This window comes from Pseudomonas sp. ADPe (genome assembly GCF_014843515.1).
GTDB classification, from domain to species: Bacteria; Pseudomonadota; Gammaproteobacteria; order Pseudomonadales; family Pseudomonadaceae; genus Pseudomonas; species Pseudomonas citronellolis.
This window is the reverse complement of the sequence record NZ_CP062122.1, coordinates 5,603,030-5,627,022: the sequence shown is the minus strand read 5'-3', so window position 1 is coordinate 5,627,022 and position 23,993 is coordinate 5,603,030. Positions and strand designations below refer to the sequence as shown.

Below are 23,993 nucleotides of genomic sequence, written 5' to 3'. Positions count from 1 at the left end.
GCGGTCATGACGGCGCTGCCCTCCCCTGTAGGAGCGAGCTTGCTCGCGAACGGGCGTTCCCGGTTGCAGCGTTGCCGTACGGTTCGCCAGCAAGCTCGCTCCTACGAAAGGCAAACGCCTGCCAGGCTGCGGCAAGGCTTTGCCGGTGCCGCAATGAAAACGCCCGCCGCGGCTTGCACCGTGGCGGGCGTCGGGGGAGCGCTGGGGCTCAGCCGAAGCGACCGGTGATGTAGTCCTCGGTCTGCTCCTTGGCCGGCTTGGTGAACAGGGTGTCGGTGTCGCCGAACTCGATCAGGTCGCCGAGGAACATGAAGGCGGTGTAGTCCGAGCAACGCGCCGCCTGCTGCATGTTGTGGGTGACGATGACCACGGTGAACTCCTGCTTGAGCTCGGTGATCAGTTGCTCGATGCGCCCGGTGGAGATCGGGTCCAGCGCCGAGGTCGGCTCGTCGAGCAGCAGCACCTGGGGCTTGAGGGCGATGGTGCGGGCGATGCACAGGCGCTGCTGCTGGCCGCCGGAGAGGCCCTGGGCGCTGGCGTTCAGCTTGTCCTTCACCTCGTCCCACAGGGCCGCGCCGCGCAGGGCCTGCTCGACGCGGTCGTCCATCTCGCGGCGGCTGACCTTTTCGTGGTGGCGCACCGCGTAGGCGATGTTCTCGTAGATGGTCATCGGGAACGGCACCGGCTTCTGGAACACCATGCCCACCTGGCTGCGCAGGCGGTTCATGGAGTAGCCGGGGGCCAGGATGTTCTCGCCGTTGAGCAGCACCTCGCCGCGCGCTTCCTGCTTCGGGTACAGGGAGTAGATGCGGTTGAAGATGCGCAGCAGGGTCGACTTGCCGCAGCCGGACGGGCCGATGATGGCGGTGATGCACTTCTCCGGGATGTCCATGTTGATGGACTTGAGCGAACGGTGCTCGCCGTAGAAGAACTCCAGGTCGCGAACGCGGATCTTGGTGCGTTCGGCGGCGATGGCGGTGGTCATGGCAGTCATCAGGATGCCCTATTGCGCAGAAGGATGAGACGGGAGGTGAGGCTGAGCAGCAGTACGAACAGGGTCAGCACCAGGGCGCCGGCCCAGGCCAGGGCGTTCCAGTCGCTGAAGGGGCTCATGGCGTACTGGAAGACCACGACGGGCACGCTGGCCATGGGCTTGAGCAGGTCGCTGCTCCAGAACTGGTTGCCGAAGGCGGTGAACAGCAGCGGCGCGGTTTCGCCGGTGATGCGCGCCAGGGCCAGGAGGATGCCGGTGATCACCCCGGCGCGGGCGGCGCGCAGGACGATCTGCAGGGTCAGCTTCCATTGCGGCACGCCCAGGGCCAGCGCGGCTTCGCGCATGGTGGTCGGCTGCAGCTGGAGCATTTCGTCGGTGGTCCGCACCACCACCGGGATCACCAGCAGGGCCAGGGCCAGGGCGCCGGCGATGGCGGAGAAGCCCACGCGGTGGTCGGTGAGGTAGTTCAGCGGCAGGATCACGCTGGTGTAGACGAACAGGCCCAGGACGATGGACGGCGCCGACAGCAGGATGTCGTTGATGAAGCGCACCACGGTGCCCATGCGGGTGTGGCGGGCGTATTCGGCCAGCCAGATGCCCGCCATCAGGCCGATGGGGGTGCCGATCAGCAGCGCCAGCGCGCTCATCAGCACGCTGCCGTAGAAGGCGTTGGCCAGGCCGCCCTCGGCCCCCGGCGGCGGCGTCATCTTGGTGAACAGGTTGAGGTTCAGCGCCTCGATGCCGTGGCTGATGGTGGTCAGCAGGATCCACGCCAGCCACATCAGGCCGAACAGGGTGGCGCCGCAGCTGAGCAGCATGGCGGCGCGGTTCTTCAGCGCGCGGGTGCGATACAGGCTTTCGTTGCCGGCCATGTCACTTGCCCTCCTTCTGGGCCAGGCGCAGCAGCATCAGGCGAGCGGCGGCGAGAACGATGAAGGTGACCACGAAGAGCAGGAAGCCCAGGGCGATCAGCGAGGAGCGGTGCAGGTCGGTGTAGGCCTCGTTGAATTCGTTGGCGATCACCGAGGCGATGGAGCTGCTGGGCATCAGCAGCGAGGCGGAGAAGTGCTGCGAGTTGCCCAGCACGAAGGTCACCGCCATGGTCTCGCCCAGGGCGCGGCCGAGGCCAAGGAAGATGCCGCCGACCACCGCCGAGCGGGTGTAGGGCAGGACGATGTCCCAGACCACTTCCCAGGTGGTGTTGCCCAGGGCGTAGGCCGATTCCTTCAGGGTGGTCGGCACGCTGTTGAACACTTCGTTCATCACCGAGGTGATGAAGGGGATGATCATGATCGCCAGGACGATGCCGGCGCTGAGCATGCCGATGCCCAGCGGCGGGCCCTGGAACAGGCCGCCGATCAGCGGCAGCGCGCCCAGGTAGTCGTTCAGCCAGGGGGCGATGTGCTGGGCCATGAACGGGCCGAAGACGAACAGGCCCCACATGCCGTAGATGATCGAGGGGATGCCGGCCAGCAGCTCGACGGCCGCGGCCACCGGCATGCGCAGCCACGGCGGCGCCAGCTCGGTGAGGAAGATGGCGATGCCGAAGCTGACCGGTACGGCGATCAGCAGCGCCAGGAAGGAGGTGACCAGGGTCCCGTAGATCGGGACCAGGGCGCCGAATTTGTTGTTCACCGCATCCCATTCGGTGCTGGTGAGGAAGTCCAGGCCGAAGTGCGAAAAGGCCAGGCTGCCGCCCCACAGGGTGGAGCCGGCGACGCCGGCGAGCAGCAACAGTACCAGCAGCGCGGAGCCGAACATGGCGTTGCGGAACCAGCGGTCGTGGCGCTGGTCGCGCTGGGCGCGGTCTTCGGCTTCGGCGGCCTTCAGGTTGGGCATGGCGAGGGACGGTGAGGATTCGGTAGACATCGGTTCATCCAAGCAAGCGAACCGCCGCACGGGGGTTCCGGGCGGCGGTCCTGGTCATTCACCCGATCAGCGGGCGAAGTCCGACTTCCAGTAGCCTTCGATGCGCTTGACCAGGGACTCCGGCAGCGCCACGTAGTCCAGGGCGGCGGCCTGCTGCTGGCCGTTCTCCAGGGACCACTTGAAGAAGTGGAAGGCGGCCTGGGCCTGTTCCGCGTTCTTCGGTTGCTTGTACATGATGATCCAGGTGGTGGCGGTGATCGGCCACGCGGTGTCGCCCGGGGCGTTGGTCATCAGCAGGTTGAAGTCCTTGGCGTTGGCCCAGTCGGCGGTGTCGGCGGCAGCCTGGAAGCTCTTGGTGTTGGGCTGCACGAACTTGCCGGCGGCGTTCTTCAGCGAGGCGTAGGCCATCTTGTTCTGCAGGGCGTAGGCGTACTCGACGTAGCCGATGGAGTTCTTGATCTGCTTGACGTAGGCGGAGACGCCTTCGTTGCCCTTGCCGCCCATGCCGACCGGCCAGGGTACGGTGGTGCCGAAGCCGATCTTGTCCTTCCACTCCGGGCTGACCTTGGACAGGTAGTTGGTGAAGTTGTAGGAAGTGCCCGAACCGTCGGAACGGCGCACCACGGTGATCTTGGTGGCAGGCAGCTTCAGTTCGGGGTTCAGCGCGGCGATGGCCGGGTCGTTCCAGTCGGTGATGCTGCCGAGGAAGATCTTGGCCAGGGTTTCACCGTCCAGGTGCAGCTTGCCCGGCTCGACGCCGTCCAGGTTGACCACCGGCACGATGCCGCCGATCACGCTGGGGAACTGGCCCAGGCCGGCCGCTTTCAGGTCGTCGGCCGACAGCGGGGCGTCGGAGGCGCCGAAGTCGACGGTGGCGGCCTTGATCTGGGCGATGCCGCCGCCGGAGCCGATGGACTGGTAGTTGATGCGATTGCTGGAAGACTTGCTGTATTCCTGGGACCACTTCGACAGCACCGGGTAAACGAAGCTGGAGCCGGCGCCGGTGACATCAGTGGCATGGGCCAGGCCGGTCAGGGCCATGGAAGCCAGCAGGACGGACAAGCGGGTTTTGCTGAGCAGCATCACGTCAATACCTCAATATGGGAGGAAGTCCGGGAAGTCCCCGGTTGGTTAGAAGACGTGATGATTTAATGCCGTGAATATGTACGCTTTATGACAGCGAGATTAATAATCCGCGTACTGGCAACTTAATGGCAGCGCGGGTGTCCGCCCTCCCCCCTGCCACGCGGCCCGGCCAGGGCTGCCAGGGCAGGCGCCCTATACGCACCCGGCCGGCGGCCGGGTGCGCGGCGCGCCGGTCAGGCCGGCGCTGCGGCCAGGCGCGGGCGATGGTCGCCCGTGCGGTTCTTGCGGACTTCGCGGCGTTCGCGGAAGTCCAGTTCCTCCATGGCCTCCATGCGTTCCTGCAGGTCCTCGATCTCCTGGGGGGTCAACAGCTTGCGCGTCCTGTACATGGACACCTCCGCATGCAAGTTCCTCACTGCTTTAGACTGGCACGCGGCGGCGAAGATTCCACTCAGCGCAGTTCTTCCACCAGGCTCGACAGCGTCGAGAGCACCGCGCCGGCCAAACGCTTGGCGCGCGCGCCGCTCCAGCCGGTGCGGGCATCCGGGGCCAGGTCGTGGTCCTTGAACGGCATCTCCAGGGTCAGCGCCAGGCACTGGTAGGTTTCGCCGACGTGGTTGCAGGCCAGCGTCATGTTGGCCTTGCCCGGCGCGCTGCGCGGGTAGCCGTGCAGGCTCTGGAACTCGCCGCGCTCCTCCAGGCGCTTGCGGAACTCCGCTTCGAGGTAGGCCTGGCGCTCGCTGTAGCCGGGGTTGCCCTCGCAGCCGGCAGCGAACACGTAGGGGATTTCCTCGTCGCCGTGGATGTCGAGGAACAGGTCGACGCCCTGCTGGCGCATGTGCGCCTGGACGAACAGCACTTCCGGGCTGGTCTCGGCGCTGGGCGAGGCCCAGGCGCGGTTGAGGTCGGTGCCGGCGGCGTTGGTGCGCAGGTGGCCGCGGAAGGCGCCGTCGGGGTTCATGTTCGGCACCAGGTATAGCTCGGCGTGCTGCAGCAGGTAGTCGAGTTCGGCATCCTTCTGCTGCAGGCGCTCGATCAGACCCTCCATGAACCATTCGGCCATGTGCTCGCCGGGGTGCTGCTGGGCGATCAGCCACAGCTTGCGCGTGGCCTGCGGGTTGCGGCGGATGCGCAGCAGCGGGATGTCGCGGCCCTCGATGCTGCGCCCGGTGGCCACCAGCTCGGCGCCGGCCTGCTCGATGGCCTGGCGCACCAGCGCGGCATGGCGCTCGCGGCTGTAGGGCTCGAAGTAGGCGAACCAGGCCCGGGGCTGCTCGGCGTCGAGGCTGAAGCGCAGGGACTGGCCGTCGTAGCTGCTGTCCACGCGGAACCAGTCGCGCTGGTCGTAGGAAGCCAGCGCGCGGTAGCCCGGCCAGCCACCGGTGTAGCTGGAGTGCCCGGCGTTGGTCAGGTCGAAGGTGTAGCGCTGGCCCGGGGTGAGGCCGTCGGCGCAGAAGTGGAACCACTGGAAGTGCGGGCTGTTCAGGTCCGGGCGCAGGGCCAGGCGCACGTCCTGCGGGTCGCTGGCATCCAGCACCTGGATGTTGCCGCTGTCGAAGTCGCAGCGAATCTCCATGAAACCTCCTCAGGCAAAAGCGGATGCAAAGCCCTTATCTTGCGGCGCCCTGCCCCGGCTGTCACGAATTGGCCGTGGAAAAGCCGAACCAAGGGCACGCGGCCCCTGCGACGCAACGGCGCACCCCGCAAGTTCGATGAAAGCCGCGTGGCAGAGCCATTTACCGGCGGTTTCCCGGAAGATTGCCGGCAATTTTCCGGTTTCCAATGCGACAACCTTGTGCACAAAAGCGACAGGCGTTGTGACTTTTTGCGCGGCTCGCGGTGTCAATGGGCTGTACAGATCGGACGGATCAGTGAAGCGCCGTCCCCTTAACAGAGCAATGGATGACCTGCGCAGAGAGTGTAACCACCATGAACGCGACCCTTCGTTTCAACGAGGCTCTGCTGATCACCGGACGAGCCTTCCAGCCCTTCCACTGCGTCACCTGGATCGACCAGTCCGGCGGCGACGGCAGCCTCGACCTGTCCGTCCTCGACCGCACCGGCACTCGCCTGCTGGGCCTGACGCGCATCCCCTGCACCGAATACTCCGACCCGGCGCGCCTGGCCGACCTGCTGACCCAGGCCCGCGAAGAGCTGAACCGCGAAGGCTATGACCTGCAGGAATGGCATATGCCGGAGTGAAGCCCAGGCCTTGCGGCCCGGTGCTTGAAAAGCGCCGTTTTCCTCGGGGAGGGAAACGGCGTTTTTTATTTCCGGCAGGGCGTTTTGGGGAGCGGGGGCTGTTGTAGGAGCGAGCTTGCTCGCGAACAGAGTTTCCCGGGACGTAGGTGTCCTGGGTTGATTCCGCTCCCTCACCCCAGCCCTCTCCCAGAGGGAGAGGGGGCCGTTTGGAGCGAGCTGGAGGTCCGGCATTCTCCTGACAGTCCCATCGGCGAACCGCAGTCACAGGATCACGCCGAACCCACAACCTGCAGAGGACAGCCCCCTCTCCCTTCAGGGAGAGGGTTGGGGAGAGGGGACGGAGTTGAGCCGGACTCCGAAATAACCGGGAAACCCCCTTCGCGAGCAAGCTCGCTCCTACAAAAAGCCACCGAGCAATTGGCAAGATCCGTGGGGCCCATGTCATTGCCGCCACTCCCCACCCGGCGCACACTCCCGGCAAACCCCGGGAGTCGCCCGCCATGCCCGTCACCCGCCGCATCGCCTGCCTGATCTACCCCGACGTGATGAGCCTGGACGTCACCGGCCCGCTGCAGGTGTTCGCCTCGGCCAACGTCGAGCGCCAGCGCCAGGGCCTGCCGGCGCCCTACGAACTGCTGGTGCTGGGCGAAAACGAAGGCCCCGTGGCCACCTCCGCCGGCCTACGCATCTGCGCCGACGCCGCCTGGGCCGATACCGACGCCGCCAGCCTCGACACCCTGCTGGTCCCCGGCGGCCTGGGCGTGGAGGCGCAGTGCGCCAACCCCGCGCTGCTGGCCTGGCTGCGCGCCGCCGAAGGCCAGGTGCGGCGCCTCGGCTCGGTGTGCTCCGGCGCCCTGCTGCTGGCCGCCGCCGGGGTACTCGACGGGCGCAGCGCCACCACCCACTGGGCCGACGTCGACACCCTGCGCGAGTGCCACCCCGCAGTCCACGTGCAGGGCGACCGCCTGCACACCTACGACCCCAGCCGCCGCGACGGCGACGACCATGTGTTCACCTCCGCCGGGGTCACCGCCGGCATCGACCTGGCCCTGGCGCTGGTGGAGGCCGACCTCGGCCGCCCGCTGGCCCTGGCCGTGGCCCGGCGCCTGGTGATGTTCCTCAGGCGCCCCGGCGGCCAGGCGCAGTTCAGCGCCTGGCTGACGCCCGAGCCGGTGCGCGCACCGCGCCTGGCCGCGTTGCTGGAGTGGATTCCAGCCAACCTCGGCGCCGACCTGTCGCTGGAAGCCCTGGCCAAGCAGGCCTGCATGAGCCCACGCACCCTGTCGCGGGTGTTCATCGCTGAACTGGGCGTGGCGCCCGGCCGCTATGTCGAGAAGGTGCGCCTGGAGGCCGCCCGCGCCCTGCTGCAGGACGCCAGGGCGTCGATCGCCACCGTGGCCCGGCTGTGCGGCTTCGGCCACCCGGAGAACCTGCGGCGCACCTTCCACAAGCACCTGGCGGTCAGCCCCCAGGAATACGCCGAACGCTTCGGCCAGCTCACCGACGCCTGATCCCCCAGCCAGAAGGACCTCGCCATGCTCGAACTGCGCCCCAACTGCGAATGTTGCGACCGCGACCTGCCGGCCGACAGCCCGGACGCGCGCATCTGCACCTTCGAATGCACCTTCTGCCGCGACTGCGCCGAAAGCGTGCTCGGCGGCCAGTGCCCGAACTGCGGCGGCGAGCTGCTGCAACGGCCACGACGCCCGAGCGAGGCGCTGCTGCGCCACCCGGCCTCGACGCAGCGGGTGCTCAAGCCCGGCGGCTGCCGGAACTGAGGGCGCGGACATGCTGCTACTGCGCAACGGCGCGCTGCGCCTGCTGTTCCTCGGCCAGGCGCTGTACTGGTCGTGCTCGCTGATCGGCATCACCCTGACCTCGCTGATCGGCGCGCAACTGGCGCCGCTCAACGGCCTGGCCACCCTGCCCCTGGCCCTGCTGGTGCTGGGCAACCTGCTGGCGGTGCAGCCGCTGTCGCTGTTCATGCAGCGCCATGGCCGCCGCCCCGGGCTGATGCTCGGCGCCGCCGGCGGCGTGCTCGGCGGGCTGACCTGCGCCCTGGGCGTGCAACTGGGTTCGTTCTGGCTGCTGTGCCTGGGCGCCCTGCCCATCGGCGCCTACCAGGCCTCGGCGATGTACTACCGCTTCGCCGCCCTGGAGGCGGTGGGCGAGGCCGAGAAGGGCCGCGCCAGCGCCTACGTGATCGGCGGCGGCGTGCTGGCCGCCCTGCTCGCCCCGAGCCTGGCGCTGTGGGCCCGCGAGGCGCTGCCCACGCCCTTCGTCGGCGCCTACCTGGCCATCGCCGCGTTGGCGCTCGTCGGCCTGCTGCTGGTGGCGCGCCTGCGCGAAGGCGCCGCGCCACGCCCACCGCACGGCGGCATCGCAGCCATGCGCGCCCTGCTCGGCCGGCCGCTGGTGCGCGCGGCCATGGCCTGCACCGCCGCCGGCCACGGGCTGATGATCCTGATCATGAACGCCACGCCGCTGGCCATGCAGTTCTGCGGGCTGTCCCTGGAAAGCTCGGCGAGCGTGATCCAGTGGCACATCCTCGGCATGTTCCTCCCGGCCTTCGTCGCCGGCCCGCTGGTGGACCGCCTGGGCAGCCGCCGCGTGGCCCTGCTCGGCATCGCCCTGCTGGCGGCCAGCGCAGCCGTGGCCCTGGCCGGCCTGGACCACGGCCACTTCCTGGCCAGCTCGCTGCTGCTGGGCATGGGCTGGAACCTGCTGCTGGTGGCCGGCACCACCCTGCTCGGCGAAGGCCACGGCGCGGACGAGCGCGGCCAGGCGCAGGGGCTGATGGAGCAAGGCAACAGCCTGATGGCGGCGCTGATGTCGTTCAGCTCCGGCGCGCTCATCACCAGCCTGGGCTGGAGCGCGGTGAACCTGCTGGTGTGGCCGGTATTGCTGCTGGCCCTGGCGTTGCTCTGGCCAGCGCGCCGGCGCCAGCCGGCCAGCGCCTGAGCCATGGTATTCCTCCCCCCGTAGCGGACCTTGTCCGCGATAGCCGGCCATCCCGGCGCGATTCGCGGATGAGATCCGCCTACGCTGCCCCGCCCGCGCCATTCCCATTGTAGGAGCGCGCCCTGCGCGCGAATCGCGGGCAGGGCCCGCTCCTACAGGTCGCCGGGGGGCACGGTATTCCTTCCCCCGTAGGAGCGGATCTTGTCCGCGATGGCCGGCCATCCCGGCGCGATTCGCGGAACCACGCGCACAAAAAAGCCGCCCCGAAGGGCGGCTGTTTTGCCGAAACACCCACCACTCAGTAGTAGGCGTTTTCCTTGTTGCTGTGGTCGGTGACGTCGCGCACGCCCTTCAGTTCCGGGATGCGTTCGATCAAGGTCTTCTCGACACCGTCCTTGAGGGTCATGTCGACCATGCCGCAGCCCTGGCAGCCGCCGCCGAAACGCAGCACGGCGATGTTGTCCTCGACCACCTCGACCAGGCTGACCTGGCCGCCGTGGCTGGCCAGGCCGGGGTTGATCTCGGTCTGCAGGTAGTAGTTGATGCGTTCGGTGATCGGGCTGTCTTCGTTGACCATCGGCACCTTGGCGTTCGGCGCCTTGATGGTCAGTTGGCCGCCCATGCGGTCGGTGGCGTAGTCGACCACGGCGTCTTCCAGGAAGGGCTCGCTGATGCCATCGACCCAGGCGGTGAAGTCCTTCAGGCCGATCGGGGTGTCTTCCGGCTTCTGTTCGCCCGGCTTGCAGTAGGCGATGCAGGTTTCCGCGTACTGGGTGCCCGGCTGGGTGATGAAGATGCGAATGCCGATCCCGGGGGTGTCCTGCTTGACCAGCAGTTCGGCCAGGTAATCCTGGGCAGCTTCGGTAATGGTGATGGCGCTCATGGCAACTCCTCGCAAACGTGGAGGCAGTTTACGCCATTCGCCCGCCCCGGATAAAGCCCTACCAATTTAGTAGGAATAGTTCGCAAGTAGCGGCTTCAGGCTTCAGGCTTCAGGCTTCAGGCTTCAGGCTTCAGGCTACAGGCCGCAGGCTCCAAAGCGCTCCTGCCTGCAGCCTGCAGCCGCCTCAAAGATTTTCATAGCGATTCATGTCGAGTATGCCCGCCTCCACCGGCTCGGTCTCGCGCAGGTAGGAGTCGAGGTCGTGGAAGTAGCGCCAGAACTGCGGGTTGCTGCGGCGGATGCCCCAGCGCTCCACCACCTTGTCGAAATCTTCCTGGCTCTGCACGCGCTCCAGGGCCGAGACGAAGTCGCCGGCCTCCTCCGCCTTGAGGTCGAAGATGAAGTTCGGGTAGCTGGAGAGCACGCCCGGGTAGATGGTCAGGGTGTCCAGCCCCGGCTGGTAGCGCAGCGACTCGCCGAGCATGAAGGCGACGTTGCTATGGGCGCGGTTGCGCAGCGCCGTGTAGATCTCGCGTTTCCCGCCGGGCAGCTCGACGCGCAGGATGGTCGCCTCGGGGAACTGCTCGATCACCTTCAGCCCCGCCGCCGGGCGGCTGACCAGGCGGCTGAAGGCCTGCTCGGCGTCCTGCAGCGGGCGCGGGACGTTGCGCCGGTAGCAGCCGCCGTCCTGGCACAGGTTGATCGGGTCGGGCCGCGCATCGAGGCTGGCGTAGCGGCTGAGCAACTGGACGGCGAAGGCGTTCTTGGCGCCCTTCTCCGGCAGATCCAGGCCGCTGGGCGCGTCGTTGTCGAGGTTCTGGTAGTCCAGCCACATCTTCAGCCGGCCGCTGTTCTGGTACCAGTCGTCGAGCAGGTGCTTGCGCGCGGCCACCGGCATCAGGCGCAGGAAGTTCTGCTCGGCGCCGTTGCGGATCAGGTCGAAGTACAGGCGCGTCTGCGCCTGGTGCGAGACGTTGCCGTAGACGTCGAAGTTGACCACCAGTTGGTAGTAGGTGCGCTCCAGCAGCGGGTAGTCCATCCACCACAGCGTCTGCGGGACGCCGCCGATCAGGCCCTTGCGCACCGAGGCGCTGTCGTACTGGCGAAAGATCGACAGCAGCGCGTTGTCGTTGCCGCGCCAGATGTCCGCCCAGGTCGGCGCCGCGGCCTCTTCGTAGGCGTCCAGGCGCAGCGCCTCGTATTCGTTGCGCTTGTCGCGGTAGCTGGTCCATTGCTGGAGCATCTGGCCCGTGTCGTCGATCTGCCCGGGCAGGCCCAGCAGCGGCGTGGCCTTGGCCCGGTAGGCCGGATCGGTGACGTAGAGGTCGTGGGCCGGATCCTGGAAGATCGCCCAGAAGTTGTCGCGGATCACGTCGGTGGCGATCTGCCCGCGGCACACCGGGCCGCGGATGAAGGTGCGGACGAAGTACTCGGCGTTGTCCAGCATGAACTGGTAGCGCGCCCGCGCCGGGATGGCGGCGAAGGTCTCGAAGGGGTTGGCGCGGTGCTGCAGGCCGTAGCCGGGCACCTTGTCGGCCGCCCAGGCGCCGGCGAAGAACAGCTCGCGGGTATGCGCCAGCTTGGCCGGGCTCAGCGGGTAGGTGATGTGCGTCTTGTGCACGATCACGCCCTGGATCGGCCACAGGCGATAGTAGAAGGCCGCGCCGGGGTCGTCGTTGGGCCGCCGCGTGGCGATGGGGTCGATGGGCTGGCCGCTGGGCGTGCGCGAGCGCACCAACTGGAAGAAGTGCCCCGGCGCGCCCTGCTCTTCGAAGTACAGGTGGGCGAGGAACAGGTGCTCGTAGAGCCAGCGCGAAACCAGGCTCTCGCGGGCGCCGGGCTGGTTCAGGAAGCGCTCCCATTCGGCGATCTGACGCGCCTCGCCGGCGCCGGGCTGCCAGGCCTGCTCGTCCACCGGCGCGCCCTCGGCCAGCCATTGCTTCAGGGTGGCGTACTGCTGGGCGCTGAGGCCGGTGACGGCGAAGGGCATGCCGCTGCGCGGGTTCTTCTGCACGAACTCGTCGATGCTGTCCGGCGTTGGGCACTGGTTGCTGCGGTCGATCGACAGGTCCAGGCCTTCGGGGATCTTCGCGTTGGGCACCAGCGGGTGGGCCTGGCCGAGGTCGAGCATGCGCTGCATCAGCGCCGCCTGGCCGCCGCGGGCGTCCAGCACCGACCAGAAGTCCTTGCGCCGCCAGGCGTCGGCGCCGTGTGCGTCGAGGAACAGGCGCGTGGTTTCCTGGGCCTTGGTGCGCGTGCCGTCGTACACCGGCAGCTTGTTGGCGCCGCGCTGGGCGCCCTCGGCGGCGCTCAGGTTGAGTTGGCACGGCGAGTCGTAGCAGGCGTGGCAGGCCACGCACTTGTCGGTGAAGATCGGCTGTATGTCCTTGCTGTAGGAAATGCCGGCTGCCTGGGCAACGGCTGAAAGCAGCATGAACGCAATGGTCAACGCAAAGGATGCGCGCAAGGACATCGGGGACTCCATACCTCGTGAATAGGCGGATTCTAGCGGCTCCGCGGGCTTTTGCGGCCAACCGATGGCCGGTACAACATGAACTGCGCTCATGTAAAAGCCCGATCGGCTCAAATCCCCTGCAGGTTTGCTATCATCAGCGACCCTTTGCCACAGCCGTTTCCAGGTAGTTCCCATGTCCGATCGTGCCGCCCGCCAGCAAGCCCTGCAGAAAGCCCTGAAGGAGCGCATCCTGATCCTCGACGGCGGTATGGGCACCATGATCCAGAGCTACAAGCTGCAGGAAGAGGACTACCGCGGCGAGCGCTTCGCCGACTGGCCGAGCGACGTGAAGGGCAACAACGACCTGCTGTTGCTCAGCCGCCCGGACGTCATCCAGGCCATCGAGAAAGCCTACCTGGACGCCGGCGCCGACATCCTCGAGACCAACACCTTCAACGCCACTCAGGTGTCCCAGGCCGACTACGGCATGGAAGAACTGGTCTACGAGCTGAACGTCGAGGGCGCGCGCCTGGCCCGCGAAGTGGCCGACGCCAAGACCGCCGAGACCCCCGACCGGCCGCGCTTCGTCGCCGGCGTGCTCGGCCCGACCAGCCGCACCTGCTCGATCTCCCCGGACGTCAACGACCCGGGCTTTCGCAACGTCACCTTCGACGAGCTGGTGGCGAACTACAGCGAGGCCACCCGCGGCCTGATCGAGGGCGGCGCCGACCTGATCCTGATCGAGACCATCTTCGACACCCTCAACGCCAAGGCGGCGATCTTCGCCGTGCAGGGCGTCTACGACGAGCTCGGCTTCGAGCTGCCGATCATGATCTCCGGCACCATCACCGACGCCTCCGGGCGCACCCTGTCGGGGCAGACCACCGAGGCCTTCTGGAACTCGGTGCGCCACGCCAGGCCGATTTCCGTCGGCCTGAACTGCGCCCTCGGCGCCAAGGACCTGCGCCCCTACCTGGAGGAGCTGGCGACCAAGGCCGACACCCACGTTTCCGCGCACCCCAACGCCGGCCTGCCGAACGCCTTCGGCGAATACGACGAGACCCCGGCGCAGATGGCCGAGGTGGTCGAGGAGTTCGCCGCGTCCGGCTTCCTCAACATCATCGGCGGCTGCTGCGGCACCACCCCGGCGCACATCCAGGCCATCGCCGAGGCGGTGGCCAAGTACCCGCCGCGGGCGATCCCGGAAATCCCCAGGGCCTGCCGGCTGTCGGGCCTTGAGCCGTTCACCATCGACCGCAGCTCGCTGTTCGTGAACGTCGGCGAGCGCACCAACATCACCGGTTCGGCGAAGTTCGCCCGGCTGATCCGCGAGGAGAACTACGCCGAGGCCCTGGAAGTGGCCCAGCAGCAGGTGGAAGCCGGCGCCCAGGTGATCGACATCAACATGGACGAGGGCATGCTCGACTCCAAGGCGGCGATGGTGAAGTTCCTCAACCTCATCGCCGGCGAGCCGGACATCTCCCGCGTGCCGATCATGATCGACTCCTCCAAGTGGGAGGTGATCGAAGCGGGCCTCAAGTGCATCCAGGGCAAGGGCATCGTCAACTCCATCTCCATGAAGGAAGGCGTCGAGCAGTTCAAGCACCACGCCCGCCTGTGCAGGCGCTACGGCGCCGCGGTGGTGGTGATGGCCTTCGACGAGGCCGGCCAGGCCGACACCCAGGCGCGCAAGGAAGAAATCTGCCAGCGCTCCTACGACATCCTGGTCAACGAAGTGGGCTTCCCGCCGGAAGACATCATCTTCGACCCGAACATCTTCGCGGTGGCCACCGGCATCGAGGAGCACAACAACTACGCGGTCGACTTCATCAACGCCTGCGCCTACATCCGCGACAACCTGCCCTACGCGCTCTCCTCGGGCGGGGTGTCCAACGTGTCCTTCTCGTTCCGCGGCAACAACCCGGTGCGCGAGGCCATCCACTCGGTGTTCCTCTACTACGCCATCAAGAACGGCCTGACCATGGGCATCGTCAACGCCGGCCAGCTGGAGATCTACGACGAGATCCCGAAGGAGCTGCGCGACAAGGTCGAGGACGTGGTGCTCAACCGCAACCCGGACGCCACCGAGGCGCTGCTGGCCATCGCCGACGACTACAAGGGCGGCGGCGCGGCCAAGGAAGTGGAAGACGAGGAATGGCGCAGCCATAGCGTCGAGAAGCGCCTGGAGCACGCCCTGGTCAAGGGCATCACCACCTACATCGTCGAAGACACCGAGGAATGCCGGCAGAAGTGCGCGCGGCCCATCGAGGTCATCGAAGGCCCGCTGATGAGCGGCATGAACGTGGTCGGCGACCTGTTCGGCGCCGGCAAGATGTTCCTCCCGCAGGTGGTCAAGTCGGCCCGGGTGATGAAGCAGGCGGTGGCCCACCTGATCCCCTTCATCGAGGCGGAGAAAGGCGACAAGCCCGAGGCCAAGGGCAAGATTCTCATGGCCACGGTGAAGGGCGACGTACACGACATCGGCAAGAACATCGTCGGCGTGGTGCTGGGCTGCAACGGCTACGACATCGTCGACCTCGGCGTGATGGTGCCGGCGGAGAAGATCCTGCAGACCGCCATCGCCGAGAAGTGCGACATCATCGGCCTGTCCGGGCTGATCACGCCGTCGCTGGACGAGATGGTCCACGTCGCCAAGGAAATGCAGCGGCAGAACTTCAGCCTGCCGCTGATGATCGGCGGCGCCACCACCTCCAAGGCGCACACCGCGGTGAAGATCGACCCGCAGTACAGCAACGACGCGGTGGTCTATGTCACCGATGCCTCGCGCGCGGTGGGCGTGGCCACCACCCTGCTGTCGAAGGAAATGAAGCCCGACTACGCGCGCAAGCTGCGCGAGGAGTACGCCGAGGTCCGCGAGCGCACCGCCAACCGCAGCGCCCGCACCGAGCGCCTGAGCTACGCGGCGGCCATCGCCGCCAAGCCGCAGTTCGACTGGGCCGGCTACCAGCCGCCGGTGCCCACCTTCACCGGCGTGAAGGTGCTGGAGGACATCGACCTGAACGTGCTGGCCGAGTACATCGACTGGACGCCCTTCTTCGTCTCCTGGAACCTGGCCGGCAAGTACCCGCGCATCCTCAGCGACGAAGTGGTCGGCGAAGCCGCCACCAGCCTGTTCAACGACGCCCAGGACATCCTGCGCAAGCTGATCGACGGCAAGCTGATCAAGGCCCGCGCCGTGTTCGGCTTCTGGCCGGCCAACCAGGTCAACCACGACGACCTGGAGGTGTACGCCGAGGACGGCCACAAGCTGGCCACCCTGCACCACCTGCGCCAGCAGACCATCAAGCCCGACGGCAAGCCGAACTTCAGCCTGGCCGACTTCGTCGCGCCCAAAGACAGCGGCATCAAGGACTACGTCGGCGGCTTCATCACCACCGCCGGCATCGGCGCCGAGGAAGTGGCCAAGGCCTACGAGGCCCAGGGCGACGACTACAACGCGATCATGGTCAAGGCCCTGGCCGACCGCCTCGCCGAAGCCTGCGCCGAATGGCTGCACGAGCGCGTGCGCAAGGAATACTGGGGCTACCAGCCCGAAGAACACCTGGACAACGACGCGCTGATCCGCGAGCAGTACGTCGGCATCCGCCCGGCCCCCGGCTACCCGGCCTGCCCGGACCACACCGAGAAGGGCACCCTGTTCCAGCTGCTGGACCCCAAGGGCCTGTCCGGCGTCACCCTCACCGAACACTACGCCATGTTCCCGGCGGCCGCGGTCAGCGGCTGGTACTTCGCGCATCCGCAGGCGCAGTACTTCGCCGTGGGCAAGGTCGACAAGGACCAGATCGACGCCTACAGCGCCCGCAAGGGCCAGGACGTGGCGGTCAGCGAACGCTGGCTGTCGCCGAACCTGGGCTACGACGCCTGATCCGCCTTCCAGGAGCGAAAGATGAAATACCTCACCCCCGAACAGATGGAAAAACCGCGCAAGCGCCGCCTGCGCAAGAAACTGCGCCTGGCCGAGTTCAAGGAACTGGGCTTCAGCCTGGAAGTGAACTACAGCGGTGACCTGGACGAAGTGCTGGACCAGTGGATCGCCTTCGTCGAATCCCAGGGCTGGCTGTTCGTCGGCGGCGCCACCGAGGACGGCGAGTTCACCGGCTACCTGTGCCTGAATGCCGTCGGCAGCCTCGACGAAGCCGACCGCGAAACCGTCCGCCAGTGGCTGCAGAGCCAGGCCTGGTGCACCTCCTCCGAGCTGGGCGAGCTGAGCGACTGCTGGCACGGGCTGCTCGACTGACGGAGCCCTACACATCCGGGCAATCGTGGACGGATGGAGGCCCGCGTAGGATGGGTTGAGCCTTGGCGAAACCCATGCGGCCATGGCGATGGGTATCGCTTCGCTCAACACCATCCTACGAAAAGCCGTGCTCGCTCATGCGGTAGGAGACCTTGTCCGCGATAACCGGACGCCCCGGCGCGATTCGCGGATGAGATCCACACCTACGCTGCCCCACCCGCGCCATTCCCCTGTAGGAGCGCGCCCTGCGCGCGAATCGCGGGCAGGGCCCGCTCCTACAATCCGCCGGGAGGCATGGTGTTTCCCCGTAGGAGCGGACCTTGTCCGCGATAACCGGACGCCCCGGCGCGATTCGCGGATGAGATCCGCTCCTACGCTGCCCCCCACCCGCACCATTCCCCTGTAGGAGCGCGCCCTGCGCGCGAATCGCGGGCAGGGCCCGCTCCTACAGTTCGCCGTGAGGCATGGCGCCTCCCCATAGGAGCGGACTCCGTCCGCGATCCGGCCCGCAGGGCCGGCAGCGGCTATGGTTAAGTCGACCCGTAACCGAGCGACATCATGCCCGCCCTCGCCCACCTCAAGCGCCACCCCTCCGCCATCCTGCTGTTCGTCCAGTTGCTCGGCGTGCTGCTCTACCCCTGGATGGACGACAGCACCCTGGGCCGCGCGCTGTTCGGCGCCTTCGGCCTGCTGGTGCTGGGCCTGGCGCTGCAGGTGGTCAAGCGCAGCCCGGTGCATAGCTGGATCGCCGCGGTGCTGGCCTTGCTGGTGCTCACCCTCGGCCTGCTCGACCTCTGGCTGGCCAGCCGCATGCTGGAGCTGCTGGTGCCGGCGCTGGAGGCGGCCTTCTACTTCTATGCCGCGGCCAGCCTGATCGCGTACATGAACGCCGACCAGCGCGCCACCACTGACGAGCTGTACGCCGCCGGCGCCACCTTCACCCTGCTGGCCTGGGCCTTCGCCCATCTGTTCAGCTTCTGCCAGTTGGCCGTCCCCGGCAGCTTCAGCGCCGCGCTGAACGCCGAGGCGCCGCGCACCTGGACCGAGCTGCTGTTCCTCAGTTTCACCACCCTGTCCGGGGTGGGCCTGGGCGACATATTGCCGCTGACGCCCGCGGCCCGCTCGCTGGTGATGATCGAGGAATTTGCCGGCGTGATGTACCTCGCCCTGGTGGTTTCGCGGCTGATCGCCATGAGCGTCAGCCGTCGCTGAAGCCGGGCCCGCGCGACGATCGAGCGGGCAACGCCGCGCCCGTTACGCTAGGCTTTGCCATGAGGGGCGCGGTCACCGGCACGCCGCCGCCCTCGACCAACAATCGCCGGATCACCTGCAGTTCGGGGACGCCATGCTAGAGCGCGAGCGCCTTCGCAATATCCTCTGTCTGGGGCTGCCGATCATCGGCGGCATGCTCAGCCAGAGCCTGCTCAACCTGGTGGACGCCGCCATGGTGGGCCACCTGGGGGAAAAGTCCCTGGCCGGGGTGGGCATCGGCAGCTACGCCAACTTCGTCGCCATCTCCCTGGTCATGGGCCTGGGCGCCGGCGTCCAGGCGCTGGTGGCGCGGCGCCGCGGCCAGGGCTGCAACGGCGACCTGGCCGCGCCGCTGAACTGCGGGCTGCTGGTGGCCCTGGGCCTGGCCCTGCCGATCAGCCTGGCCTGCCTGCTGTTCGCCAGACCCATCGTCAGCCTGCTGTCGCCCGACCCCGAGGTGCTGGCCATTGGCGTGCCCTACTTCGAGTGGCGCACGCTCTCGGTGCTGGCCGTGGGCCTGAACTTCTCCTTCCGCGGCTACTGGAACGGCACACGGCGCTCGGGCACCTACATGCGCACCCTGGTGGTCATGCACCTGGCCAACGCCGCCATCAGCTACAGCCTGATCCACGGCCTGTTCGGCCTGCCGCGCATGGGTGCGGTGGGCAGCGGCCTGGGCACTACCCTGGCGCTGTACCTGGGCTCGGCGATCTACGCCTGGATCACCTGGCGCGACGCACGCCAGCACGGCTTCCTCGCGCGCCGCCCGAGCGAGCGGGAAATCCGCGTGATGCTGCGCCTGTCGCTGCCCAATTCGCTGCAGCAGTTCTTCTTCGCCGCCGGCATCACCCTGCTGTTCTGGATCATCGCCCAGGTCGGCACCCGCGAGCTGGCGGTGGCCCACGTGCTGATCAACCTGGCGCTGTTCCTGATCCTGCCCGGCATCGGCCTGGGCATGGCCGCCACCACCCTGGTCAGCCAGTGCATGGGCGAGCGCGACTTCGACAGCGCCCACCGCTGGGGCTGGGACGTGGTCAAGGTCGCCGCCTGCGGCCTGGCGCTGCTGGGCACGCCGTTCTGGATGTTCCCCGAGGCGATCCTGCGGCTGTTCGTCAGCGACCCGGCGCTGATCGAGCTGGGCCGCGTGCCGCTGATGTTCACCGGCCTGGGCATGGTCATCGACGCCACCGCCCTGGTGCTGACCCAGGCGCTGCTCGGCGCCGGCGCCACGCGCACGGTGATGGCCGTCAGCCTGGGCAACCAGTGGCTGTTCTTCCTGCCCCTGGCCTACCTGGTCGGCCCGGTGCTGGGCGGCGGCCTGCTGGCGATCTGGAGCATGCAGATCATCCAGCGCGGCCTGGCCTCGGCGATCTTCGCGGTGATGTGGCAGAAGCGCCAGTGGACGCAGATAGAGCTCTGAGGCCGGCTATGCTTATCCCACAGCAAAGGAGGCTTGCATGAACGACGATCCGCAGAACCGCCCGCCGAGCTTCTGGCAGATGCTGCAAAGCGTGCTGGCCGCCGCCTTCGGCGTGCAGAGCGGGAAGAACCGCGCCCGCGACTTCACCCACGGCAAGCCCAGCCACTTCATCGTTCTCGGCGTGGGCTTCACCCTGGTCTTCGTCCTGCTGCTCTACGCCCTGGTGCGCCTGGTGCTGCACCTGGCCGGCGTCTAGTCCAGCAGCGGCTGCAGGGAGAAGCGGTAGGCCTTCTGCTTCGGGTGCAGGGCCAGGCTGAAGTCGCGGAAGTCCAGGCCATAGCCGGGACGCGCCAGGTTGGCGCGCAGTTTCTGCGCGCGGCGCTTGTCCAGCAGGATGAACACCGGCAACTGGCGGTCCTTGCCGCCATGGGCGGCGAAGTCCACCCCGGCGTCGTAGTCGTGCAGCAGGACCATGGCCCAGCCACCCAGGGTGAAATGGCCGCTCATGGCCACGCTGATGCTGCCGTCGATCACCGCGCTGAGTAGCTCCGGGGAATTGTTCAGGCCGCTGAACAGCATGTCGCGCCCCGGCACGCGGCCTGCCTCGCGGGCCGCCTTCATGGCGCCGAAGGCCATCTCGTCATTGGCTGACCACACCAACCGCACCTGCGGATAGCGCCGCAGCAGTTGCTGCGCCTGGCCATAGGCGCGCTGGCGGTCCCAGCCGCCATACACCACCTGCAGCAGCCGGGCCCGCGGGAAATCAGCCAGGGCCCGGCGCATGCCCTGCTCGCGCAGTTGCGCCACCGGCGCCTGGGCCAGCCCGGAGAAGGCCAGCAGGTCCAGCCCCCGCCCCGCCGCCGCGCCGGCCTGGAGCAGGCCGTGGGCCATCAGGTAGCCCGCCTCCTCCTCGTTGGCCACCAGGCTGCCGATCCAGTTGCGGTAGCGCTCGCGGCTGCCGCCGACGATGCGCTGCTGGTCGGTGGTCAGCATGTTGTTCACGGCGAACAGGCGCACCGGGGTATCGGCGAACAGGCGCAGCAGTTCCGGGCCGATGTAGCCCTCGTTGGTGAACACCAGGTAGTCGGGCAACTGGCCGTCGCGCAAAAGCTCGCGCGCCTGCTGCAGCGAGCGTTGCGGGTCGCGCTCGGCGTAGAGCACGCGCAGCGGCATGCCCAGGTCGCCGGCGGCGGCCTGCATGAAGTGGGTATAGCTGACCCAGTAGGGCTCGTTGGACCGCCCCGGGTTGAGGAACACCACCGACGCCGCCTGGCAGCCCAACGACAGCGACAGACCGACGACCAGCAACCAGGACCTGCACAGAAGACTCAAGAACCCACACCCCACCGACCGGAAGCCGGCGAAGTATAGCCATTTGCCTTCATTGTGTTCGCCCACCCCTGACCGGTGGAGCTAAATTATTGATGGCTCACCCAGAATATCGCCGTAGCCACCACCAGCAGGATGAGGATCAAGGCCGCGCGGGCGTCGATCACGCTGTCGCGGTTTTCGTTACGGGATTCTTCGCTCATGTTTCCCCCATTTGTTATTGCTGTTTTCGGTGGACCCACCAGCAGTTAAGACCAGGGCACGGGCAGCGACAAGGCGCGGCCCTTCATGAGGGCGGCGAAACCGGCTAGGCTGGGGCCGTTTCCGCGACAAGAACAAGGCTCCCCATGGACAATCTTTCCCTGCAAGACCGCGCCGCGCCCGAAGGCATCTGCTACGGCTGCGGCGGCAGCAACCCCCACGGCCTGCACATCAAGAGCTACTGGCACGAGGACGGCATCCACGTGATGGCCAAGCACCTGCCCGAGGCCAAGTACACCGGCTGGCCGGAACTGGTCTACGGCGGCCTGATCGCCATGCTGGTGGACTGCCACTCGAACTGGACGGCCATGGCCTACCACTACCGCGCCGAAGGCCGCGAGCCGGGCAGCCTGCCGCGCCTGGACTGCGTCACCGGCAACCTCGGCATCAAGTTCATCAAGCCCACGCCGATGGGCGTGCCGCTGACCCTGCGCGCGCACGTGGAAGGCGAGTTGGGGCGCAAGAGCCGGATCATCTGCGAGGTCTATGCCGGCGACGTGCTGACCGCCATCGGCGACTCCATTTTCGTCCGCGTCGATGCCGCTCAGCTGGGCGCCCAGGCCCACGGCCGCGAAGGCTGAGGACCCGCCGCGAGGGCCTGCGGCCAGGCGCCGCAAGCCCTGGCGCGGCGCCGGTGGGTGGAGAAGGTTCCCACGGATGCCGCGCTTATATCAGAAAGTTCTCGCCATATACTCAAACTTCACTTTTACGCATATTCCCTAACTGGTATCTTGCCCGCCACTCCGCGTGGAGCGCGTTGCCGTGCGCGCTCGGAAGCGTAGTACGCCCGAGCGCTATAGCCTGACAGCAGGATTTTTCATGTACGTATACGACGAATACGATCAGAGGATCGTAGAGGATCGCGTCAAGCAGTTCCGCGATCAGACCCGCCGCTACCTGGCGGGCGAACTGACCGGCGAGGAATTCCGCCCGCTGCGTCTGCAGAACGGCCTGTACATCCAGCGCTATGCGCCGATGCTGCGTATCGCCGTGCCCTATGGCCTGCTCGCCTCCCGGCAGTTGCGCAAGCTGGCGCAGATCGCCCGCGACTACGACAAGGGCTACGCCCACATCAGCACCCGGCAGAACGTGCAGTTCAACTGGCCGGCGCTGGAAGACGTGCCGGACATTCTCGCCGAGCTGGCCACCGTGCAGATGCACTCGATCCAGACCAGCGGCAACTGCATCCGCAACACCACCACCGACCAGTTCGCCGGCATCGCCCGCGACGAGCTGGTGGACCCGCGCCCCTGGTGCGAGATCATCCGCCAGTGGTCGACCTTCCACCCCGAATTCGCCCACCTGCCGCGCAAGTTCAAGATCGCCGTCAACGGCGCCGCGAGCGACCGCGCCGCCATCGAGGTGCACGACATCGGCCTGGAAGCGGTGAAGAACGAGGCCGGCGAGCTGGGCTTCCGCGTGCTGGTCGGCGGCGGCCTGGGCCGTACCCCGATCGTCGGCAGCTTCATCAACGAATTCCTGCCCTGGAAGCACCTGCTGTCGTACCTGGACGCCATCCTGCGCGTGTACAACCGCTATGGCCGCCGCGACAACAAGTTCAAGGCGCGCATCAAGATCCTGGTCAAGGCGCTGACCCCGGAAGTCTTCGCCGAGAAGGTCAACGCCGAATGGGCGCACCTCAAGGACGGCCCCAGCACCCTGACCGAGGCGGAAGTGCAGCGCGTTTCCGCGTTCTTCGTCGACCCGGCCTACAAGGCCCTGGAAGACCAGGACGCCGCCCTCGCCGCCCTGGACGCCGAGCATCCCGGCTTCGCCCGCTGGCGCGAGCGCAACACCTTCGCCCACAAGAAGCCCGGCTACGTCGCCGTGACCCTGTCGCTCAAGCCCACCGGCACCGCCCCGGGCGACGTGACCGACAAGCAGTTGGACGCCATCGCCGAGCTGGCCGACCGCTACAGCTTCGGCGAAGTGCGCAACAGCCATAACCAGAACATCATCCTCGCCGACGTCGAGCAGGCGCAGCTGTTCACCCTCTGGGGCGAACTGCGCGAGCTGGGCTTCGCCAGCCCCAACGTGGGCCTGCTGACCGACATCATCTGCTGCCCGGGCGGCGACTTCTGCTCCCTGGCCAACGCCAAGTCGATCCCGGTGGCCGAGGCCATCCAGCGCCGCTTCGACGACCTCGACTACCTGTTCGACATCGGCGACATCGACCTCAACATCTCCGGCTGCATGAACGCCTGCGGCCACCACCACGTGGGCCACATCGGCATCCTCGGGGTGGACAAGAAGGGCGAGGAGTTCTACCAGGTGTCCCTCGGCGGCAGCGCCGGCCGCGAAGCCAGCCTGGCGCAGATCCTCGGCCCGTCCTTCGCCCAGGACCAGATGGCCGACGTGATCGAGAAGCTGATCAAGGTCTACGTCGAACGGCGCACCGAAGAAGAACGCTTCCTCGATACCTACCGCCGCATCGGCATCGACCCCTTCAAGGAGCGCGTATATGCAGCGAATCATTAAGCACCGCGAAGTGGTCGACGACCGCTGGCACCTGCTGCCCAAGGACGCCACCCTGGAGAGCGTGCCCAACAGCGACGACGTGATCATCCCGCTGGCCCTGTGGCTGGAACACGGCCCGGCCCTGCGCGGCCGCGACGGCGGCCTGGGCGTGTGGCTGGACTCCGACGAGGAGCCCGAAGCCATCGCCGGGGACCTGGACAAGTTCCAGGTGATCGCGGTGAACTTCCCGGCCTTCACCGACGGCCGCGGCTTCAGCACCGCACGCCTGCTGCGCGAGCGCTACGGCTACAAGGGCGAGGTGCGCGCCATCGGCGACGTGCTGCGCGACCAGCTGTTCTACATGCAGAGCTGCGGTTTCGATGCCTACGCCATTCGCGCGGACCGCGATCCATATGATGCGCTGGCCAGCCTGGACGACTTCAGCGAGGTCTACCAGACCTCGGTGACCCAGCCGCAGCCGCTGTTCCGCCGGCGGCAGTTGGCCTGACCTGAAAAGCCCCGCCCTGGCGGGGCTTTTTCGTTGGGCCGGCGGCATCACGCTTCTCT

At 67.5% G+C, this 23,993-nt stretch carries 21 protein-coding genes; 12 read left to right on the top strand and 9 right to left on the bottom strand.

The genetic code is table 11. The features are described 5' to 3' along the window. Positions 1-208: 208 nt before the first annotated feature. The 6 genes from pstB to IG194_RS25625 form a co-directional block, all read right to left on the bottom strand. Positions 209-994, bottom strand: a complete 786-nt coding sequence (gene pstB, locus IG194_RS25650) for a phosphate ABC transporter ATP-binding protein PstB (RefSeq protein WP_009619262.1) — start codon at positions 992-994, stop codon at positions 209-211. Next, on the bottom strand, positions 994-1,866 hold the full coding sequence (gene pstA, locus IG194_RS25645; protein WP_009619261.1) for a phosphate ABC transporter permease PstA: 873 nt from the start codon (positions 1,864-1,866) through the stop codon (positions 994-996). Before pstA ends, pstB begins: the two co-directional genes overlap by 1 nt. Position 1,867: 1 nt before the next feature. Further along, positions 1,868-2,833, bottom strand: coding sequence for a phosphate ABC transporter permease subunit PstC (gene pstC, locus IG194_RS25640; protein WP_371263856.1), 966 nt, complete (start codon positions 2,831-2,833; stop codon positions 1,868-1,870). Positions 2,834-2,929: 96 nt separating this feature from the next. Next, the gene (gene pstS, locus IG194_RS25635) at positions 2,930-3,946 is read right to left on the bottom strand and encodes a phosphate ABC transporter substrate-binding protein PstS (RefSeq protein WP_009619259.1); all 1,017 of its coding nucleotides are present in this window, start codon (positions 3,944-3,946) and stop codon (positions 2,930-2,932) included. Positions 3,947-4,182: 236 nt separating this feature from the next. Continuing rightward, a complete protein-coding gene (locus IG194_RS25630) occupies positions 4,183-4,338 on the bottom strand; it encodes a hypothetical protein (RefSeq protein WP_009619258.1) in 156 nt (51 codons plus the stop codon). 62 nt (positions 4,339-4,400) lie between these two features. After that, positions 4,401-5,525 carry a M14-type cytosolic carboxypeptidase gene (locus IG194_RS25625; protein WP_043266821.1) on the bottom strand — a complete coding sequence of 375 codons (1,125 nt, stop codon included), beginning with the start codon at positions 5,523-5,525 and terminating at the stop codon, positions 4,401-4,403. A gap of 353 nt (positions 5,526-5,878) precedes the next feature. Here IG194_RS25625 and IG194_RS25620 point away from each other — a divergent pair, with 353 nt between their 5' ends. From IG194_RS25620 to IG194_RS25605, 4 genes are all read left to right on the top strand, one after another. After that, complete coding sequence (locus tag IG194_RS25620; protein WP_009619255.1) at positions 5,879-6,151, top strand: hypothetical protein; 273 nt, start codon at positions 5,879-5,881, stop codon at positions 6,149-6,151. Between the two features lie 500 nt (positions 6,152-6,651). After that, positions 6,652-7,662, top strand: coding sequence for a GlxA family transcriptional regulator (locus tag IG194_RS25615; RefSeq protein WP_058489126.1), 1,011 nt, complete (start codon positions 6,652-6,654; stop codon positions 7,660-7,662). A 24-nt stretch (positions 7,663-7,686) separates the two neighbouring features. Further along, the gene (locus IG194_RS25610) at positions 7,687-7,929 is read left to right on the top strand and encodes a DUF1272 domain-containing protein (protein ID WP_058489125.1); all 243 of its coding nucleotides are present in this window, start codon (positions 7,687-7,689) and stop codon (positions 7,927-7,929) included. A 13-nt stretch (positions 7,930-7,942) separates the two neighbouring features. Next, complete coding sequence (locus IG194_RS25605) at positions 7,943-9,112, top strand: MFS transporter (RefSeq protein ID WP_141679789.1); 1,170 nt, start codon at positions 7,943-7,945, stop codon at positions 9,110-9,112. Between the two features lie 298 nt (positions 9,113-9,410). On the opposite strand, the gene nfuA is transcribed toward IG194_RS25605, so the two are convergent. Both nfuA and IG194_RS25595 read right to left on the bottom strand, forming a co-directional pair. Continuing rightward, positions 9,411-9,995 carry a Fe-S biogenesis protein NfuA gene (gene nfuA, locus IG194_RS25600; RefSeq protein ID WP_043316265.1) on the bottom strand — a complete coding sequence of 195 codons (585 nt, stop codon included), beginning with the start codon at positions 9,993-9,995 and terminating at the stop codon, positions 9,411-9,413. 184 nt (positions 9,996-10,179) lie between these two features. Next, positions 10,180-12,468 carry a fatty acid cis/trans isomerase gene (locus IG194_RS25595; protein ID WP_058489123.1) on the bottom strand — a complete coding sequence of 763 codons (2,289 nt, stop codon included), beginning with the start codon at positions 12,466-12,468 and terminating at the stop codon, positions 10,180-10,182. A 175-nt stretch (positions 12,469-12,643) separates the two neighbouring features. On the opposite strand from IG194_RS25595, the gene metH reads away from it, so the two are divergent. The 5 genes from metH to IG194_RS25570 all read left to right on the top strand — a co-directional run bounded on the left by metH (position 12,644) and on the right by IG194_RS25570 (position 19,635). Continuing rightward, the gene (gene metH / locus IG194_RS25590) at positions 12,644-16,336 is read left to right on the top strand and encodes a methionine synthase (protein WP_058489122.1); all 3,693 of its coding nucleotides are present in this window, start codon (positions 12,644-12,646) and stop codon (positions 16,334-16,336) included. A 21-nt stretch (positions 16,337-16,357) separates the two neighbouring features. Further along, positions 16,358-16,708, top strand: coding sequence for a 50S ribosome-binding protein YggL (locus tag IG194_RS25585; protein WP_043316259.1), 351 nt, complete (start codon positions 16,358-16,360; stop codon positions 16,706-16,708). 558 nt (positions 16,709-17,266) lie between these two features. After that, positions 17,267-17,920: a potassium channel family protein gene (locus IG194_RS25580; protein ID WP_058489121.1), complete on the top strand. Its 654-nt coding sequence runs from the start codon at positions 17,267-17,269 to the stop codon at positions 17,918-17,920. Positions 17,921-18,053: 133 nt separating this feature from the next. Next, positions 18,054-19,379: an MATE family efflux transporter gene (locus tag IG194_RS25575; protein ID WP_043318232.1), complete on the top strand. Its 1,326-nt coding sequence runs from the start codon at positions 18,054-18,056 to the stop codon at positions 19,377-19,379. Positions 19,380-19,416: 37 nt separating this feature from the next. Beyond that, on the top strand, positions 19,417-19,635 hold the full coding sequence (locus tag IG194_RS25570) for a DUF2970 domain-containing protein (protein ID WP_009619245.1): 219 nt from the start codon (positions 19,417-19,419) through the stop codon (positions 19,633-19,635). Here IG194_RS25570 and IG194_RS25565 read toward each other — a convergent pair. Beyond that, positions 19,632-20,711 (bottom strand): ABC transporter substrate-binding protein, encoded by a 1,080-nt coding sequence (locus IG194_RS25565; RefSeq protein WP_058489120.1) that lies wholly within the window; start codon positions 20,709-20,711, stop codon positions 19,632-19,634. The genes IG194_RS25570 and IG194_RS25565 overlap by 4 nt on opposite strands. Positions 20,712-21,055: 344 nt before the next feature. Here IG194_RS25565 and IG194_RS25560 point away from each other — a divergent pair, with 344 nt between their 5' ends. From IG194_RS25560 to IG194_RS25550, 3 genes are all read left to right on the top strand, one after another. Next, the gene (locus IG194_RS25560; protein WP_058489119.1) at positions 21,056-21,550 is read left to right on the top strand and encodes a PaaI family thioesterase; all 495 of its coding nucleotides are present in this window, start codon (positions 21,056-21,058) and stop codon (positions 21,548-21,550) included. 238 nt (positions 21,551-21,788) lie between these two features. Then, positions 21,789-23,447 (top strand): nitrite/sulfite reductase, encoded by a 1,659-nt coding sequence (locus IG194_RS25555; protein WP_009619241.1) that lies wholly within the window; start codon positions 21,789-21,791, stop codon positions 23,445-23,447. Next, complete coding sequence (locus IG194_RS25550; RefSeq protein ID WP_009619240.1) at positions 23,431-23,934, top strand: DUF934 domain-containing protein; 504 nt, start codon at positions 23,431-23,433, stop codon at positions 23,932-23,934. The genes IG194_RS25555 and IG194_RS25550 overlap by 17 nt, the downstream gene beginning before the upstream one ends. Positions 23,935-23,993: the final 59 nt, after the last annotated feature.

Excerpts from the sequence above, each read along its gene's own strand:
- metH (WP_058489122.1), top strand. The coding sequence starts at position 12,644 with ATGTCCGATCGTGCCGCCCGCCAGCAAGCCCTGCAGAAAGCCCTGAAG.
- pstA (WP_009619261.1), bottom strand. The coding sequence starts at position 1,866 with ATGGCCGGCAACGAAAGCCTGTATCGCACCCGCGCGCTGAAGAACCGC.
- IG194_RS25620 (WP_009619255.1), top strand. The coding sequence starts at position 5,879 with ATGAACGCGACCCTTCGTTTCAACGAGGCTCTGCTGATCACCGGACGA.
- IG194_RS25610 (WP_058489125.1), top strand. The coding sequence starts at position 7,687 with ATGCTCGAACTGCGCCCCAACTGCGAATGTTGCGACCGCGACCTGCCG.
- pstS (WP_009619259.1), bottom strand. The coding sequence starts at position 3,946 with ATGCTGCTCAGCAAAACCCGCTTGTCCGTCCTGCTGGCTTCCATGGCC.
- IG194_RS25555 (WP_009619241.1), top strand. The coding sequence starts at position 21,789 with ATGTACGTATACGACGAATACGATCAGAGGATCGTAGAGGATCGCGTC.
- IG194_RS25570 (WP_009619245.1), top strand. The coding sequence starts at position 19,417 with ATGAACGACGATCCGCAGAACCGCCCGCCGAGCTTCTGGCAGATGCTG.
- pstC (WP_371263856.1), bottom strand. The coding sequence starts at position 2,833 with ATGCCCAACCTGAAGGCCGCCGAAGCCGAAGACCGCGCCCAGCGCGAC.
- IG194_RS25560 (WP_058489119.1), top strand. The coding sequence starts at position 21,056 with ATGGACAATCTTTCCCTGCAAGACCGCGCCGCGCCCGAAGGCATCTGC.
- IG194_RS25630 (WP_009619258.1), bottom strand. The coding sequence starts at position 4,338 with ATGTACAGGACGCGCAAGCTGTTGACCCCCCAGGAGATCGAGGACCTG.
- IG194_RS25585 (WP_043316259.1), top strand. The coding sequence starts at position 16,358 with ATGAAATACCTCACCCCCGAACAGATGGAAAAACCGCGCAAGCGCCGC.
- nfuA (WP_043316265.1), bottom strand. The coding sequence starts at position 9,995 with ATGAGCGCCATCACCATTACCGAAGCTGCCCAGGATTACCTGGCCGAA.
- IG194_RS25550 (WP_009619240.1), top strand. The coding sequence starts at position 23,431 with ATGCAGCGAATCATTAAGCACCGCGAAGTGGTCGACGACCGCTGGCAC.
- pstB (WP_009619262.1), bottom strand. The coding sequence starts at position 994 with ATGACTGCCATGACCACCGCCATCGCCGCCGAACGCACCAAGATCCGC.
- IG194_RS25625 (WP_043266821.1), bottom strand. The coding sequence starts at position 5,525 with ATGGAGATTCGCTGCGACTTCGACAGCGGCAACATCCAGGTGCTGGAT.
- IG194_RS25575 (WP_043318232.1), top strand. The coding sequence starts at position 18,054 with ATGCTAGAGCGCGAGCGCCTTCGCAATATCCTCTGTCTGGGGCTGCCG.
- IG194_RS25580 (WP_058489121.1), top strand. The coding sequence starts at position 17,267 with ATGCCCGCCCTCGCCCACCTCAAGCGCCACCCCTCCGCCATCCTGCTG.
- IG194_RS25615 (WP_058489126.1), top strand. The coding sequence starts at position 6,652 with ATGCCCGTCACCCGCCGCATCGCCTGCCTGATCTACCCCGACGTGATG.
- IG194_RS25595 (WP_058489123.1), bottom strand. The coding sequence starts at position 12,468 with ATGTCCTTGCGCGCATCCTTTGCGTTGACCATTGCGTTCATGCTGCTT.